Below are 15,168 nucleotides of genomic sequence, written 5' to 3' on the forward strand. Positions count from 1 at the left end.
GGTATCGGACCCGAAGGGAGCTGAGAACCATGCCTGCATCCGCGACCCTGCGCAGCCTGCTCGGTCTGGGGGACCGGCCGGCGGCGCTGAAGGAATCCGTTCTCATCATGATCGACTGCCAGAACACCTACCGGCAGGGCGTCATGCGACTCGAGGGCGTCGAGGAGGCACTGGCCGAGGGGGCCCGTCTGCTGTCACGTGCGCGAGCGGCCGGTGTCCCGGTCTTCCACATCATGCACGACGCGGGCGCGGGCTCGCCGTACGACCTCAGTGCCGATGTCGGCCGGATCACCGACGAGGTGGCACCCGCACCCGGGGAGCCCGTCATCGTCAAGAACCACCCCAGTTCGTTCTTCCGGACCGATCTGGAGGCCCAGTTGGGGCAGACCGGCCGGCACGACCTCGTTCTCGCCGGCTTCATGACGCACATGTGCGTCAACTCCACCGCGCGCGACGCCTTCAATCTCGGCTACCGGCCCACGGTCGTGGCGGCCGCGACCGCGACCCGCACACTGGCCGGCTCGAACGGCGTGCCGGTCCCGGCTTCGGAACTCCAGTCGGCTTCGCTCGCGGGTCTCGCCGACCTGTTCGCGGTCGTCGTCGGCAAAGCCGACGACATCCCCGACTGACCCCGTCGGCGCCCGCGCCGACGCAGACCGCTCAGGAGCCGGTGCGACTCGGACGGCTCCCCAGCAGGTCCAGGCGGCAGGCCACCGGCTGGACCGCCCGGCACATGCGGCGGCTGTGTGCCGGGCGGAGAGTGGAAGGAGGGGCGCGTACGAGATCAGAAGGCGGAACCCATGTGGCACCGGACGGTGAGCGACCTCATGACCGCATCGGTCGTCCGGGTACGACGGGACACGGGTTTCAAGGAGATCGCCAAACTGCTGGCCGAGGCAAGGAGGCCGCGCAGCTGGACCCGGCGGGCCTGCTGCCGGTCCTGCGTCCCCGGCCCGCCGCCCGTGCGAAGGCGGAGGCGGCGACGGCCGAGGGTCTGATACCGGGTCTCGCTGAAGGGGACCGTCGAACGCAAGTCCCTCAGCCCGGTCATCGCACGTCTGCGCGAGGGCATGGACGGGGTGGTCGGCGTCCTCGCCGAACTGGGCCACCGGGTCGACGACATCTCCGCGGCACCGGAGACGGGCGGCGTCGGCCCGGCACGGATCGTTGTGAGGAGGCCACACCATGGGCGTACAGAAAGCCCTCGCTCCCGGAGAGGCGTGGCGAGGGGTGGCCGCGTGCTTCCTCTCCACCTTGCCGCTGCTCGCGCGACACCAGGTCCGTCTGTCGGAGGAACGGCTTGGGACGCGGCTCCGCTTCGCGGACGGCACCTCGGCCCGGGTGTACCGGGAGACCCGCCTCGGCAGCGGCCTGGCGAAGGACCCGTGCACGCTGGTCGTCACCTTCAGGCTGCGCCTCGTCCGCGGGCCCGCGCACGCCCTGTTCCGTGCGGAGAGCCTGCTGAACACCCCTCTGTTCGTCGGCTTTCCCGGTTTCACGTCGAAGCTGTGGCTGGCTCACGACGAACGCGGCCGCTATCGGGGGGTCTACGAGTGGGACGGCCCGGAGCGCGCCGAGCACTACGCGCGTTCCCTGTGGCGGGTGCTGGCGCTGGTCGGCGTGCCGGGTTCGATCGGCTACGCCGTCCTGCCGGGGCTGCGCCGCGACGACGTCCTCGCCGACCCCGGGCTTGCCGACGGCCTGGCCCGGGACGACGCCGCGACATGGTGGCGCGTCCGGGGCACGGTGTGACGACCGTGGACGTCCTCGTGGTCGGGGCCGGTCCGACCGGCCTCACCCTGGCGTTGCAGGCCCACGACCACGGAGCACGGGTCCGGGTCGTCGAGCGGCGCCCCAAGGTGTTCCGGCCGTCCCGTGCGCTCATCCTGCACCCACGCACCCTGGAGGTCCTGCGGCCACTCGGCATCACGGACAGCCTGCTGGAACTGGCGGACACCGCCCCGACAGCCGCCCTCCACCTCGGCTCCCGCGTCGTCGAAGCCGGGCTCGCGGACCTCGCGCTGCCCGACACGGCGTTCCCGCATCTGTCGCTGATGCGGCAGACGGACGTCGAGAGAGTGCTGGCGCGGGCGCTCGCCGATCGCGGGGTGGCGGTGGAACGGGGCACCGAACTGGTCACCGTCCGCGACGACGGGAACAGCGCGTGGGCCGTGCTGCACTCGCGGCAGGGTACGGAGGAGATCCGTTGTCCGTTCGTCGCGGGCTGCGACGGACCGGCCAGTACCGTGCGGGCCTGCACCGGCATCGGGTGGCACGGCGGGCCCTACGACGAGGAGGTGGTCCTCGCCGATCTCGACCTCGGCGGCGACTTCGGTGGGCCCGGTGCCCAGTTGTTCGTCGGGCGCCGAGGACTGCTGTTCCTCTTCCCTCTCGGAGAGCAGGCCGCCTGGCGGCTGCTGGCGACGCGGGCCGGTCACGGCGGGTCCTGGCAGGACTTCGGCCGACCCGGACCCGCCGTCCCGGCTGCCGAACTCCAACGACTCCTGCACGGCGCCGGTTCGCACGCCCGGATCGAGCGTCTCGCGTGGTCCGCACGAGTGCCTCTGCAGTACCGCCTCGCCCGGCGCTTCCGCCAGGGGCGGCTCTTCCTCGCGGGGGACGCCGCGCACAACTACTCACCGGCCACCGGCCAGGGGATGAACGCCGGTATCCAGGACGCGGTCAACCTGGGCTGGAAGCTCGCCTTCGCGGTGAGCCGCCCCGAGAGCGAGTCGACGGGCGGACCCGGTGCCGAAGTCCTCCTCGACTCCTACGACAGGGAGCGCAGGCCGGCCGCCTGCCGACGGCTGCTGCTGACGCACACGGCGTTCTGGGCTGAGGCATCGACCGGCACGGTGCCCTCATGGCTGCGCGCGGTGGCCGCGGTGCGCGCGGCCCCGGCCGTGCCGGTCCTGCTGCATCGGCGACGGCTGGTCGCCGAGGGCATCCGTCTCATCTCCCAGCTACAGGTGAACTACCGTCGCAGCCCCCTGTCGGTGGAAGGAGCACCCCGCCTGCGTGGCGCTCCCCGCCCGGGAGACCGCCTGCCGGACGCGACCATCAGCATCGGCGGGCCCCCACGGCGGCTGCACGCGCTACTGGCCCGCCCCGGTGTCCATCTGCTGCTGCAGCGCGATGCCGACCCTCCGCCCGACGCGGTGCTCGGTCGGCACGTCACCGTCCTGCGACTGGCGAACAGCCCGGGCCGCGGTCTGGTGGCCGTCCGCCCGGACGGCCATGTCGGCTTCCGTTGCGGAACCTCCGACCCGGCCGGGCTGAGCGGCTGGCTGTCACTGATCGGCGCGACGGCGCCGTCACCGGTCGGGCCATGACGCCTGGCGACCTCCATCAGGCGGTGCGGAACGCCGCCGGCGTCTCCAGGTACTTGTCCTCTGTGCGGACGTCGAAATTCCCGCCGGGAGCTCGCCTAACATGACGGGCGTGAGGATGACAGCGACGGACCGGCGACGGCTCATCACGCAGGCTGCGGGCGAGTTGTTCATCGCGCGCGGCTACTCAGGTGTCTCCATGGAGGACGTCCTGACGGCGGTGGGCGGGTCCAAAGCGACCCTCTACCGCTATTTCGCCGACAAGAGCGAGTTGTTCCGTGCGTCCGTGGAGGCGCTCTGCGACGAGTGGTCGGGGCCGCTTCACACCTTCACGCCGCGCAGTTCGAATCTCACGGAGACGCTCGTCGCGCTCGGCGAGCATCTCGCCGGCATCGTCCTCACCCCGGAGGCGATCGCCCTGCACCGCCTGGTCACCGCCGAAGCCGTTCGCATTCCCAGGCTGGGACAGGTCTTCTCGGAGCACGGGCCGAGTGCCGGGCACGCGGTGCTCGCGCGCTGCATCCGGCAGGCCTGCGAGGACGGGACGATCAAGGTCGAGGATCCCGTGCGAGCGGCGGAGCAGCTGTACCAGGCCATGCTCGGCGACGCCCAGATGCGGCTGCTGACGGACGCTCCGGTCAAGCGGACCGATGCCGAGGTTCACACGTCGATCACGACTGCGGTAGAGGTCTTCCTGCACGGGGTCTCGGTGGGCCCCGCCACCTCCACGGCGTGACGTCCCCGCTGGTCGACCGGCGCCCCGCACCCCGCCGCACCGGGTGACGTGGCACCGGCCACTCCGCGGGGGCAGCGGGATCCGGAGGAGGATTCCGGAGACGTCCGGGTCGGCCGCCGACTCGTCGACGACGGCGGCGACTTCCTCCTGCGGCCTGCTGGGAGAGGCGGCGGTGGAAGCCGCGCATGCCGGCTTCGCGGATGGCCCGCCGTCTGGCCGCGACGTGGACGGCGCCGGCCCGGTCGTCGCCGACCAGGACGGTCACCAGGCCTGGCACTCGTCCGGTGCCCGCGACCTCGGCGACCCGCTCGGCGGCGCGGGCCCGGCTGTTCCGGGCGTTTTCCTGGCCGGGTACGTGGTGCGAGACGTGGTTCAGGCGAAGACGATGGTGTGATTCCCGTTGCGGATGACCCGGTCCTCGGCGTGCCACAGCACGGCACGGGAGAGAACGGCGCGTTCCACGTCCGCGCCCCGGCGGGTGAGCTCGGCGGCGGTGTCGGCGTGGCTGACCCGAACGACGTCCTGTTCGATGATCGGGCCCTCGTCGAGGTCCTCGGTGACGTAGTGGGCGGTGGCGCCCACCAGCTTCACTCCGCGTTCCTTGGCCTTGGCGTACGGGCCGGCGCCGATGAAAGCGGGCAGGAAGGAGTGGTGGATGTTGATGATGGGCACCCCCACCTGCTCGATGAACCCCGCCGACAGGATCTGCATGTAGCGGGCGAGGACGACGAAGTCGACGTTGTCCTTGAGCAGGCGCAGGTGTTCGGCCTCGGCCGCCGACTTGTCCGCCCCCATGGAGGGGACGTGGAAGAAGGGGATCCCGAAGTTGCGCACTTCCTCCGCGGTGTCGGGGTGGTTGGAGATCACCATGGCGACGGAGACCGGGAGCTGGCCCTGTCGGTGCCGCCAGAGCAGGTCGAGCAGGCAGTGATCGGACTTCGAGGCGAAGATCGCGACCCGCTTCGGCACGGACAGGTCGCGCAGGGTGTAGGTGAGCCCGTACTTCCTCACCAGTTCCTCGTCGAAGTCGGCACGCAGAGCGGGCAGTGCGGCCTGTAGCCCGTCGAGGCCGAAGACGGTGCGCTGGAAGAAGGCGCCGCCCTCCGGGTTGTCCGAATACTGGTCGAGGGAGACGATGTTGGCGCCGTGCCGGCCGAGGACGGACGTCACGGCCGCCACGATCCCGGTGGCGTCGGCACCCTGGACGATCAGCGACGCCTGGTGCCCCACTCCCCCGCTCTTCCTGGTCGTGTCGGCGGAAGCGGCCCGCGTGACGGTCATACGAGGTTGTCCTTCCTGAACTGGGCGATCCACTCGGACGTGGCCAGCAGGCCGCCGAAGGTGTAGAAGTGAATCCTGATCTCGCCGTGGCGGTCCCGGTCGTAGCCCTCCGCCAGCGCGCGCAGAAACCGGTCGGGGCCCGCGGTACCCATCAGATTGGTGATCGACAGGCCGTACTTCCTGGCGATGGACGCGCTGGTGCCGACGCCGAACCGGGCGGCGTACGACATCAGGCGCCGCACGCCGGCCGGGCCGGGGACTCCGATGCGGACCGGGAGCGTGATGCCGTGGTCGCGGACCTGTTCGATCCAGGCGAGGACCGGGTCGACGTCGAAACCGAACTGGGTGATGACGGCGCCGTCCAGCTCCTGGGCGGCGAGGGCCGCGCTCTTGTTGCGCAGGGCCGCCCACAGCGCGTCCCCGGAGATGGCCGGGTGACCCTCCGGATAGCCGCTGATTCCGACCTGGCGGACGCCGTACTCCTGGAGCAGCCCCGACTCGATCAGGGCGAGGGAGTCCTCGTACGGCCCCTCGGGGCGGGTGGGGTCGCCGCCGACCGTGAAGACGTTGTCGCAGGTTCCGTCGGCCCGGAGCGCGGCGAGAAACTCCTCGAACTCGGCCTGCGAGCCGAGGCGGCGGGCGGAGAGGTGCGGCACCGGCACGAAACCGAGGCGCTTCACCGCCCGCGAGGCCGCCAGGCGCATCTGCAGGTTCTCGTTGGCGAGGAAGGTGACGTTGATGCGGGTGCCCGGCGGGATCGAGTCCCGGGCTTCCTCCAGCTTGGGTACGTCCTTGCCGGTCATCTCCAGGGAGAAGTCGTCCAGCAGCGAGGTACTCACCGCCGACGTGGCTGTGCTGAGGGGATTCATCGTGCTCCTTGTCGGTAAGGAAAACGCGGGACGTCGGGCCCGGTCGCCGTCCGCGGACTCCGGCCCGGCGGGGGAAGGCGGGGCCGGGCCGGGTCCGTGGCGCCGGCCGGACCCACCTCACCGCCTCCGGCCGGCCGGCCTCCGGGCTACGCGTCGCGGCGGTACTCGGTGCGGGCGTGCGAGTCGTAGGGGCTGGGCCGGACCGTGGCGCGGATGCGGGGGAACCCGAGGTCGGCCTCGGGGTCGGTACCGAGGCCGGGGTGCTCGCCCCAGACCACGCTCACCTCGGTGCCGGGCGCCGCGTGGGCGGAATCGACCAGGGACTGGGCCAGGACGGTGCCGGCCGGGTCGATCGACGCGGTCTGCATGGTCGTGCCGACCAGGCCCGCGGCGGTCTCGACACGGTGGCGGGCGTAGGTGAGGACGAAGCCGGGGTCCTCGCCCCCGCCGACGACCCGTCGTACGTCGTCCGGGTCGAAGACCAGGGTGACCTTGGTGCGCTGGGGTTCGTCCCTGGCCTTGAGCAGGGCGTCCCGGCCGTGGAAGTCGTGCCCGAAGTGGATCAGCCTGCCGTAGCCCAGTTCGTACGGGGAGACGTAGTAGTCCTCGATGTTCTCCGAGAAGAAGCTGCCGTTGAGCGGGCGCTTGCCCTCGATGCCGAACAACGGCAGCCACGCGCGGTACTCGGCCAGCTCGGGATCGGTGTAGATGCCGGGTACGGGTGAGGGGACCCAGCCGCTCTCCACGCTCGGGGTGGCATAGGCGAGCGCGCCGACCTGGACCAGGCCCAGCGGCTCACCGGCCTGGAGGAACGCCTCGTGCACGTGTGCGGCGTGCTCCCACGGGCCGATGAACTCGTAACCGGCCTGGCCCGCCATGCCGTGCCGCAGCGCCTCGAAGGAGCGGCCGTCCAGGGTGACCGGGGCGGTGTGGAAGAACTTGGTCTGCGGCAGCGGGCCGCCGAACACCTTCTCGATCAGTTCCAGCGCCAGCGGTCCCTGGATCTGGTAGCGGAACAGCTTCGGGTCTCCGCCGCCCGGGCGGAAGGCGGAGGACGGGTCGGTGACGAAGCCGACGTCGTAGCCGGCCTTCTCCGCGTGGTACCGCACCCAGTGCTGCGCGGCCGGGATCCCGCTGAGGAGGTACTTGTTCTCGGCATGGCGGGCGAGAATGCCGTCAGTGACGATCTTGCCGTCCCGGGTCACGGGTACGTACTGCTTGGCCTGGCCTATCGCGAACTTCTCGAAGTTGTTGGCGCCGTACTCGGCGAGCACCCTGGTGGCGTCGGGGCCCTCGATCCACATGTCGTACATGTGGTGCGAGAGGTTGAGGAGGGCTACGCCCTCGTGCCACGCGGCCTGCTCCTGACGCCAGCCGACGAACTCGCGCGCGACGACCTCAGGGGTCCACGGTTCGGCGTTCGGCTTCCACAGCAGGCCGATGGGCGAACCGGCCTGGTCGATGCCGTCCTGAAGACTGGAGTGTGCCATTGCGGCTCCTGTCGGGGTCGTCCATCCCAATGTACTTAATCGATCTAGTAGTGCGGCTCGCCACACAGCGGACGCGTCCGGGACGGAAGCCGGGACGTGTCGAGCCCGGGCGAGGTGCGCGGAGCGCCTTTACCGGCCGACTCGGCGCGCGACGGCGGCCCGCACCTCGAACCGCCCTTCTCCGCACGCCGGTCCACCGACCCGCACAAGCTAAATCGATATAGCGGGCAGGTTACAACGGAAGACTTAATCGTTCTAGTCCCTGTCGTTTCGCTGCTCAAGTTCATCGACGAGGCCGCCCTCGGGCGGTCCTCATTGCGGGGGTGGCCACGCCGGGGCCGGTTCGGCACGCGCACGGGCCGCCTCTCCGCCCGCGACTCCGGGGGCCGCCCGGGCAGCGGCGGGGCGGCAGCCGGGCCACGCGCCCGGCCCGTCGGCGGCCACCGGACGACAGCTCTTCGTCGCAGGTCACGGCGGTTCGTCAGGCCGTGCGCGCCGGCACGATCTCCCGACCGGGCCACTGGCCGAAGGCGGGAATCAGCGCTCGTCCCTTGCGAGGGTCAGAGGTGTACCGTACGGTACGGTTCACCTCGCCGACGAAGGCTTCCGCCCCCCCCTGGCGCGCCCGCGCAAGCCCTGGCCGGACTCACCAGCTTCGGCATCCCCGAGCCGGGTCCCTCACGACGCCGGACGCCGCAAACAGCCTCGCCCCGCCGCCCCCGCAGCGGCCGGCCCGCCCTTGCCGCCTCACCGACGCATCGCGACGACATGGAGAAACCGATGGCACACCTCGAAGAGCAGATCCAGGCCGCCGGGAACCCGTTGGCCCTGCTGCGCAGCGGCCGCTCCGGCGCCTATCCCTTCCCGATCAAGGCCGAGTTCACCAACTGGCGTGACGAGCAGGAGGCTTGGCGCACCTCGGCGGCGCTGATGGACCTGTCCCACCACATGACCGACCTCACCGTGCAGGGCCCCGACTGCTACCGCCTGCTGTCCGACGTCGGCGCCAACACCTTCCAGGGCTTCGGCCCGATGAAGGCCAAGCAGTTCATCGCGGTCAACCACGACGGCTACATGGTCGGCGACTGCATCCTCTTCTGCCTCGCCGACAACCTGGTCCGTCTCGTCGGACGCCCGCCGGCCCTCAACTGGGTCCAGTTCCACGCCGAGACCGGCGGCTACGACGTCACGCTGCGCCGCGACGAGCGCACCGCGCAGAACCCGAACGGCCGCGAGTTCTTCCGCCTCCAGCTCCAGGGCCCGCACGCCTCGGCGATCTTCGAGAAGGTCAACGGCGGCCCCATGCCCGACATCCCCTTCTTCAGCATGGGCAAGTTCAACATCGGCAAGCACGAGGTCACCGCCCTCAACCACCGCATGTCCGGCTTTCCCGGGCTGGAGTTCTTCGGGCCCTACGAGCACATCGACGACGTCCGGAACACCATCCTGGAAGCCGGCGAGTCCTTCGGCGTCCGCCAGATCGGCGCCCGTGCCTACGCCTCCGTGGCCACCGAGTCCGGCTGGATCGCCAGCACCGTTCCGGCCGTGTACTCGGGCGAGAGCATGCGGCCGTACCGGGAATGGCTGGGCGTCAGGAGCTTCGAGGCCAACCTCTCCCTCGGCGGCAGCTTCGCCTCCGACCGCGTCGAGGACTACTACGTCACCCCCTGGGATCTCGGCTACGGGCACATCCTGAAGTTCGACCACGACTTCATCGGCCGCGAGGCCCTGGAGCGCATGCGGGACGGCAAGCACCGCAGGAAGGCGTGGCTGGCCTGGCACCGCGACGACGTCGCCCGCGTCTTCGCCGGCCAGTACGAGCAGGGCGACAGGCGTTTCAAGCACATCGAGATGCCTGCCGCCTTCTACGCCGCCTCGCAGTTCGACCGCGTCGAGAGCAACGGCCGCCTCGTCGGGCTCTCCACGCTGTGCAGCTACACCTCCAACGTCCGCGGCTGGATCTCCATCGTCATGATCGACGACGACGTGCAGTACGGCCGGCAGGTCGAACTGGTCTGGGGCGAGCCCGGGGGCGGATCCGCCAACCCCACCGTCGAACGCCACTCGCAGACCACGATCCGCGCCACCGTCACCCGCCGGCCCTTCGCCGCCGACAGGCACTGACGACATCGGTTCCGGCACCTCCCGCCGCACATCACGACCCCATCGCCACGCGGGGCGGGAGGGTGTCCCGGAACCGCGAGCACACATCCCGGCCCTGAGACGAGACACCCATGACGCGCCCCGAACCACCCGCCGGATTGCCGCAGTGCGCATTCGACGCCAAGCGAGCCGAGTACGCCGTCCGCGAGCTGCTGATCGCCGTCGGCGAAGACCCGGACAGAGAAGGGCTGCGTGACACCCCCACGCGCGTGGCCGAGGCGTACCGGGAAATCCTGGCCGGACTGCGGCAGGAACCCGAAGACGTCCTCACCACCACCTTCGAACTGAGCCACGACGAGATGGTCCTGGTCAGGGACATCGAGATCGTCAGCCTGTGCGAGCACCATCTCCTGCCCTTCCGGGGCACGGCACACGTGGGGTACATCCCCGCCGCGAACGGCAGGATCACCGGGCTGTCCAAGCTGGCACGGCTGGTGGAGGTGTACGCACGCCGGCTCCAGGTCCAGGAGCGTCTCACGGGGCAGATAGCCGACGCCCTGATGCGCATTCTGGACGCGCGCGGCGCCATCGTGGTCATCGAGGCCGAGCACATGTGCATGTCCGCCCGCGGCATCCGCAAGCCGGGCGCCCGGACGACGACGTCCGCCGTACGCGGCCGACTGCGCAAGTCCGCGACTCGCGCCGAGGCGATGAGCCTCATCCTGGCTCGCTGAGCCACCGGCCCCGGGCGGGTCAGGCCGTGCCGGGCATCGTCGTCCAGCGCCACTGGGTGAACTGCTCCAGGTTGGCGGTGCCGCCGATGCGGGAGCCGTTGCCCGACGCTCCCATCCCGCCGAAGGGCGCGTTCGCGGCGTCCTTGGCGGTCACGTCGTTGATGTGCACCATGCCCGTGCGCAACTGTCCGGCGAGGGCGGTGGCTCTCGGCAACGAACGGGAGTGGACGGCCGCGGTCAGGCCGTACTCGGTGTCGTTGGCGATCTCGACGGCCTCCGTGTCGGTGCGGAAGGCGACGACGGGGGCGACCGGCCCGAAGATCTCCTCGCGGAAGACCGGCATGGTGCGCTCGACACGGTCCAGGACGGTGGGCGGGTAGAACAGTCCGTCACGGCGTCCGCCCACCAGCACCCGGGCGCCGGCGGCCACGCTCTCCTCCACGATGCGCTCGATCTTCGCGGCCTGGCGCTCACTGATCACGGGGCCGAGGGCCACACCGCCTTCGCGGGGGTCGCCGACCCGCAGCGCCTTCGCGTGCCCGATCAGTGCCTCGGTGTACGCCTCCACCAGGCCGACGTGCACCACATGGCGTCCGGCGGCGACGCACGCCTGCCCCTGGTAGCCGAAGGTGCTCATCGCGCCGGCCGCCGCGGCGGCGTCGACGTCCGCGTCGTCGAGGACGACGATCGAGTTCTTGCCGCCCAGCTCCAGGGCGACCCGCTTGAGCCTGTCACCGGCGGCGCGGGCGACCGCCCGCCCGGCCTGGGCGGAGCCGGTGAACGAGACCATGGCGACATGGGGGTCGGCCACGACGGCCTCACCGGTGCCAGGGCCTCCGGGCAGGACATGGAGCAGCCCCTCGGGCAGTCCCGCGTCCTCGAACAGCCGCGCCACGACGACGCCACCGGAGACCGGTGTGTGCGGATCGGGTTTGAGCAGGACGGCGTTCCCCAGCGCGAGGGCGGGCGCGAGAGCACGCATGGCGAACAGCAGGGGCGCGTTCCAGGGGTTGATGACACCGACCACCCCCAGCGGCACCCGCCACGCGTGGCTGGCCTGGCCGGGTACCGACGGGCTGAGGATCTCGCCGAGGGGCAGCGACGACATCCCGGCGGCCTGAGCCAGCTGGCCGAGTCCGGCCGCGATCTCGTAGTCACCCTTCGCCGGGACGCCCCCGGACTCCCTGACGATCCACTCCCGGATCGCACCGCTGTTGTCGCGCAGTTCCCGGGCGGCACGGAGCAGGACCTCGGCGCGCTCCGCAGGTGGTGTCCCGGCCCAGCCCCGCTGCGCGCGGGCGGCCGAGACACCGGCCCGGGCGACGTCCCCGGGCGACGCCACGCCCACCTCGGCCAGGCGCCGTCCCGTGGCGGGTTCGTTCACCAACTGGGTTCCGCCCTCGGACCACCGCCAGCCGTCGCTGTAGATCTTCCCGGTCCACTCGGCCGCGTCCGGCCATGTCTCCCCGCTGGTGGCGGTCATGGCACGCTCTCCCACATCGACCCACTGATGGCTTTTGTGCATCTACATTATGATTAATGCCGCATGTTCACCCGTTCCGCTCGTCGGTTGCTCACAGCCGCACTCGGGCGCACGGTGGAAAGACCGAGGCGAGGGCGGATGAGCGCGATGCCGGGTTCTGACGCCACCGGCGAAGACCGGAGGGCACGGCGGTCGAACGACCCCGTCGACGAGGCGGCGACCGCGTGTGTCACGGTGGATCCGCAGGGCGTCGTGACCGGGTGGAGCACGGGGGCACGCCGGCTGCTCGGATACCGGGCCGCGGAGGTCGTCGGCCGGCCTGCGGCGCGACTGCTCGCCGGGGAGCCCCCGCCCACGCCGGCACTGCAGACCCTGCACGCCCTCCCGCGGTGGAACGGGACGGTGCGGCTCCTGCACCGGGACGGCCACCACCTCACGGTGGACCTGCTGGCACACCGCCGGAGGCCGGACGGCGAGCACGCGGAGACGGGCGAGTGGTTCCTGGTCTCCTCCCTGGCCCGCCCGGAGCCGTCGGCACAGGACGACGCGCTGGTGATGTGGGCGTTCGCCCGGTCCCCGTCCGCGACGGCGCTCTACGACACCGGTCTGCGGCTGCGGCGGGCGAACGCGGACATGGAGCGGGTGATCGGCCTGCCCGAAGCGGCGATGCGGGGGCTGCGCGTGTCGGAGATCGTGGTGGACCCGGAGGGCGACCGGACGGAACAGTGCATGCGCCGGGCGCTGGAGACCGGCGAACAGCAGCATCTGCAGCAGGTCCTGCACCTGGTCGGCCACGACCGCGAGAGCATCTGGACCACGACACTCACGCCCGTGCGGGACGGCGGGGGAAGGGTACGGGGAGTGCTCCTGTCCGCCCACGACATGACCGAGGAGCACCTGGCCCGGGGGCGTCTGGCCCTGCTCAACGACGCGAGCGTCCGTATCGGCAGCACCCTGGATCTCGCCCGTACCGCGCAGGAACTCGCCGACGTGGCCATCCCCCGCTTCGCGGACTTCGTCACCGTCGATCTCCTTCCCACCATCGAAGGCGGCGACGATCCCCCTACCGGACCGCCGCCCAGCCCCGTCATGCTGCGCCGGGTCGCCAACCAGTCCGTCCTGGACGGCTGCCCCGAGGCGGTGGTCGAGTACGGAGCGCTGGCCGCCTACCCGGACGAGTCGCCCGCGGCCGAGTGCCTGGCCGCCGGCCGCCCGCTGATCCGCAAGGTGACGGAACCCGCCATCGACAAATGGGCGAGCCAGGTCCCGGACCGGGCCGACAGGGTGCGGCGGTACGGCTTCCACTCGGTGCTCGCCGTACCGATGCGCGCCCGCGGCATCACCCTCGGCGTGGCCACCTTCTCCCGGCACCGGCGCCCGGAGCCCTTCGAGCAGGACGACCTGCTCCTGGGCGAGGAGATCACCGCGAGGGCCGCCGTCTGCATCGACAACGCCCGCCGCTACACCCGCGAGCGCCGGACCTCCCTCACCCTGCAGAGCAGTCTCCTGCCACAGCGGCTGCCCGCGCAGGCCGCCGTCGACGTCGCCTCCCGCTACCTGCCCGCCAGCACGCAGGCCGGCGTCGGCGGCGACTGGTTCGACGTGATCCCGCTGTCCGGCGCCCGGGTCGCGCTCGTCGTCGGCGACGTCGTGGGCCACGGCATCCAGGCCTCGGCCACCATGGGACGGCTGCGCACCGCCGTACGCACCCTGGCCGATGTCGATCTCCCGCCCGAGGAACTCCTGACCCACCTGGACGACCTCGTCATCCATCTGTCCGCCGAGGCCGAACGGACGGCGGACACCGCCGCCGGCATCGGCGCCACCTGCCTGTACGCCGTCTACGACCCGGTCTCCCGGCGATGCACCCTGGCCCGGGCCGGCCATCCCCTGCCCGCGCTGACGACCCCGGACGGGACCGTGGAGTTCCTCGACGTCCCCGCGGGACCGCCGCTGGGGCTGGGCGGCCTGCCTTTCGAGGCCACCGAGATCGAGTTGCCCGAGGGCAGTGTCCTCACGCTGTACACGGACGGCCTCGTCGAAGCCCGTGGCCGGGACATCGACGAGGGCCTCAAAGCCCTGCGCGCGACCCTGGCCCGGCACGCTTCGTCGCTGGAAGACAGCTGTGACACCGTGCTCCGGACGCTTCTCCCGGAGCGCCCCCCCGACGACGTGGCGCTGCTCATGGCCCGGACCCGGGCTCTGGACGCCGCCCATGTCGCCACCTGGGACGTGGCCTCCGACCCTGCCTCGGTCGCCGAGACACGCAGGAAAGCCATCCGTCAGCTGGATGTCTGGGGCATGGGCGAGGCCGCCTTCGTCACCGAACTGATCGTCAGCGAACTGGTCACCAACGCCATACGCTACGGGGGACCCCCCATCCAGCTCCGGCTGATCCGTGACCGCAACCTGATCTGTGAGGTCTCCGACTCCAGCAGCACCTCCCCCCACCTGCGCCGGGCCCGCACCTTCGACGAAGGCGGCCGCGGACTCCTCCTGGTCGCCCAGCTCACGCTGAGCTGGGGTACCCGCCACACCTACACCGGCAAGACGATCTGGGCCGAGCAGGAACTCCCCGCCTCCCCGTGACGGCGTACCCGTCAGGCCGGCTTGCGGCCTCTCGGGGGTCCGCCCTGCCGTGGGCGGTCAGGCGGCCGGCCGGGGCAGCGCGCTGCCCGCTTCGGCGCGTACCGCCTCGACGGCTTCCCACTGCTCGGTCGACAGGGTCGCCAGCGAAGCGGGGAAGACCCCGTCCTGCTCCTTGAGGATGTGATCGCGCAGCAGGGCGAGCACCTCCAGCAGTCTGCCGGGCCAGGCGGGATCCGCCGGCACACCGTCCGCGGCCTCGGTCAGCACCGCCTCGACGCGACGGTGCTCGGCCTCCAGGGCGGCGATGTGATCGGGGAACTCCATGGCCATCGCGGGGAACAGCCCGTCCTCCTCCACCCGGGTGTGCGGGACCAGGACGGCGGTGATGCGGCAGGCGAGTGCGGCCATCCCGGCGACGTCTCCGTCGCGCCGGGCGTCCCGCACCCGGCCGATGAGGTCGACGACCTCGTCGTGTTCGCGGGTCAGCTCGTCGATCGTCGCCACGGACTGACAGCCGCAGTACTCGCACATCGTAGGACTCCGGTTCCGGTCGG

At 71.4% G+C, this 15,168-nt stretch carries 13 protein-coding genes; 8 read left to right on the forward strand and 5 right to left on the reverse strand.

Going from position 1 to position 15,168, the window contains the following annotated elements:
* Window positions 1–29: 29 nt before the first annotated feature.
* From ABT057_RS34285 to ABT057_RS34310, 5 genes are all read left to right on the forward strand, one after another.
* Entirely contained in the window at window positions 30–629 is a 600-nt protein-coding gene (locus ABT057_RS34285; protein WP_352347639.1) for a cysteine hydrolase family protein, read from the forward strand.
* Between the two features lie 556 nt (window positions 630–1,185).
* Window positions 1,186–1,752 (forward strand): hypothetical protein, encoded by a 567-nt coding sequence (locus ABT057_RS34295; protein ID WP_352347641.1) that lies wholly within the window; start codon window positions 1,186–1,188, stop codon window positions 1,750–1,752.
* Window positions 1,749–3,332: an FAD-dependent monooxygenase gene (locus ABT057_RS34300; protein ID WP_352347800.1), complete on the forward strand. Its 1,584-nt coding sequence runs from the start codon at window positions 1,749–1,751 to the stop codon at window positions 3,330–3,332. Before ABT057_RS34295 ends, ABT057_RS34300 begins: the two co-directional genes overlap by 4 nt.
* A gap of 115 nt (window positions 3,333–3,447) precedes the next feature.
* Window positions 3,448–4,065, forward strand: coding sequence for a TetR/AcrR family transcriptional regulator (locus ABT057_RS34305; RefSeq protein ID WP_352347802.1), 618 nt, complete (start codon window positions 3,448–3,450; stop codon window positions 4,063–4,065).
* A gap of 172 nt (window positions 4,066–4,237) precedes the next feature.
* Window positions 4,238–4,459 carry a hypothetical protein gene (locus ABT057_RS34310; protein WP_352347643.1) on the forward strand — a complete coding sequence of 74 codons (222 nt, stop codon included), beginning with the start codon at window positions 4,238–4,240 and terminating at the stop codon, window positions 4,457–4,459.
* On the opposite strand, the gene purU is transcribed toward ABT057_RS34310, so the two are convergent.
* From purU to ABT057_RS34325, 3 genes are all read right to left on the reverse strand, one after another.
* Window positions 4,438–5,346: a formyltetrahydrofolate deformylase gene (purU, locus tag ABT057_RS34315; protein WP_352347645.1), complete on the reverse strand. Its 909-nt coding sequence runs from the start codon at window positions 5,344–5,346 to the stop codon at window positions 4,438–4,440. The genes ABT057_RS34310 and purU overlap by 22 nt on opposite strands.
* The gene (locus tag ABT057_RS34320) at window positions 5,343–6,215 is read right to left on the reverse strand and encodes a methylenetetrahydrofolate reductase (RefSeq protein ID WP_352347647.1); all 873 of its coding nucleotides are present in this window, start codon (window positions 6,213–6,215) and stop codon (window positions 5,343–5,345) included. Before ABT057_RS34320 ends, purU begins: the two co-directional genes overlap by 4 nt.
* 146 nt (window positions 6,216–6,361) lie before the next feature.
* Complete coding sequence (locus tag ABT057_RS34325; protein ID WP_352347649.1) at window positions 6,362–7,705, reverse strand: aminomethyl transferase family protein; 1,344 nt, start codon at window positions 7,703–7,705, stop codon at window positions 6,362–6,364.
* Window positions 7,706–8,485: 780 nt separating this feature from the next.
* On the opposite strand from ABT057_RS34325, the gene ABT057_RS34330 reads away from it, so the two are divergent.
* Window positions 8,486–9,829, forward strand: coding sequence for an aminomethyl transferase family protein (locus ABT057_RS34330; RefSeq protein ID WP_352347651.1), 1,344 nt, complete (start codon window positions 8,486–8,488; stop codon window positions 9,827–9,829).
* A 110-nt stretch (window positions 9,830–9,939) separates the two neighbouring features.
* The gene (folE, locus tag ABT057_RS34335; RefSeq protein WP_352347653.1) at window positions 9,940–10,542 is read left to right on the forward strand and encodes a GTP cyclohydrolase I FolE; all 603 of its coding nucleotides are present in this window, start codon (window positions 9,940–9,942) and stop codon (window positions 10,540–10,542) included.
* 19 nt (window positions 10,543–10,561) lie between these two features.
* Here folE and ABT057_RS34340 read toward each other — a convergent pair whose 3' ends face one another.
* On the reverse strand, window positions 10,562–12,025 hold the full coding sequence (locus ABT057_RS34340; protein WP_352347655.1) for a benzaldehyde dehydrogenase: 1,464 nt from the start codon (window positions 12,023–12,025) through the stop codon (window positions 10,562–10,564).
* A 138-nt stretch (window positions 12,026–12,163) separates the two neighbouring features.
* Here ABT057_RS34340 and ABT057_RS34345 point away from each other — a divergent pair, with 138 nt between their 5' ends.
* The gene (locus ABT057_RS34345) at window positions 12,164–14,614 is read left to right on the forward strand and encodes a SpoIIE family protein phosphatase (RefSeq protein ID WP_352347657.1); all 2,451 of its coding nucleotides are present in this window, start codon (window positions 12,164–12,166) and stop codon (window positions 14,612–14,614) included.
* A gap of 57 nt (window positions 14,615–14,671) precedes the next feature.
* Here ABT057_RS34345 and ABT057_RS34350 read toward each other — a convergent pair whose 3' ends face one another.
* The gene (locus tag ABT057_RS34350; protein ID WP_352347659.1) at window positions 14,672–15,145 is read right to left on the reverse strand and encodes a hemerythrin domain-containing protein; all 474 of its coding nucleotides are present in this window, start codon (window positions 15,143–15,145) and stop codon (window positions 14,672–14,674) included.
* Between the last annotated feature and the right edge of the window lie 23 nt (window positions 15,146–15,168).

It is taken from the genome of Streptomyces sp. NPDC002588, from assembly GCF_040295925.1.
Lineage (GTDB): Bacteria > Actinomycetota > Actinomycetes > Streptomycetales > Streptomycetaceae > Streptomyces.

Coding starts and splice junctions, on each gene's coding strand:
- ABT057_RS34285 (WP_352347639.1), top strand. CDS start 30: ATGCCTGCATCCGCGACCCTGCGCAGCCTGCTCGGTCTGGGGGACCGG.
- ABT057_RS34295 (WP_352347641.1), top strand. CDS start 1,186: ATGGGCGTACAGAAAGCCCTCGCTCCCGGAGAGGCGTGGCGAGGGGTG.
- ABT057_RS34305 (WP_352347802.1), top strand. CDS start 3,448: ATGACAGCGACGGACCGGCGACGGCTCATCACGCAGGCTGCGGGCGAG.
- purU (WP_352347645.1), bottom strand. CDS start 5,346: ATGACCGTCACGCGGGCCGCTTCCGCCGACACGACCAGGAAGAGCGGG.
- ABT057_RS34320 (WP_352347647.1), bottom strand. CDS start 6,215: ATGAATCCCCTCAGCACAGCCACGTCGGCGGTGAGTACCTCGCTGCTG.
- ABT057_RS34325 (WP_352347649.1), bottom strand. CDS start 7,705: ATGGCACACTCCAGTCTTCAGGACGGCATCGACCAGGCCGGTTCGCCC.
- ABT057_RS34330 (WP_352347651.1), top strand. CDS start 8,486: ATGGCACACCTCGAAGAGCAGATCCAGGCCGCCGGGAACCCGTTGGCC.
- folE (WP_352347653.1), top strand. CDS start 9,940: ATGACGCGCCCCGAACCACCCGCCGGATTGCCGCAGTGCGCATTCGAC.
- ABT057_RS34340 (WP_352347655.1), bottom strand. CDS start 12,025: ATGACCGCCACCAGCGGGGAGACATGGCCGGACGCGGCCGAGTGGACC.
- ABT057_RS34345 (WP_352347657.1), top strand. CDS start 12,164: ATGAGCGCGATGCCGGGTTCTGACGCCACCGGCGAAGACCGGAGGGCA.
- ABT057_RS34350 (WP_352347659.1), bottom strand. CDS start 15,145: ATGTGCGAGTACTGCGGCTGTCAGTCCGTGGCGACGATCGACGAGCTG.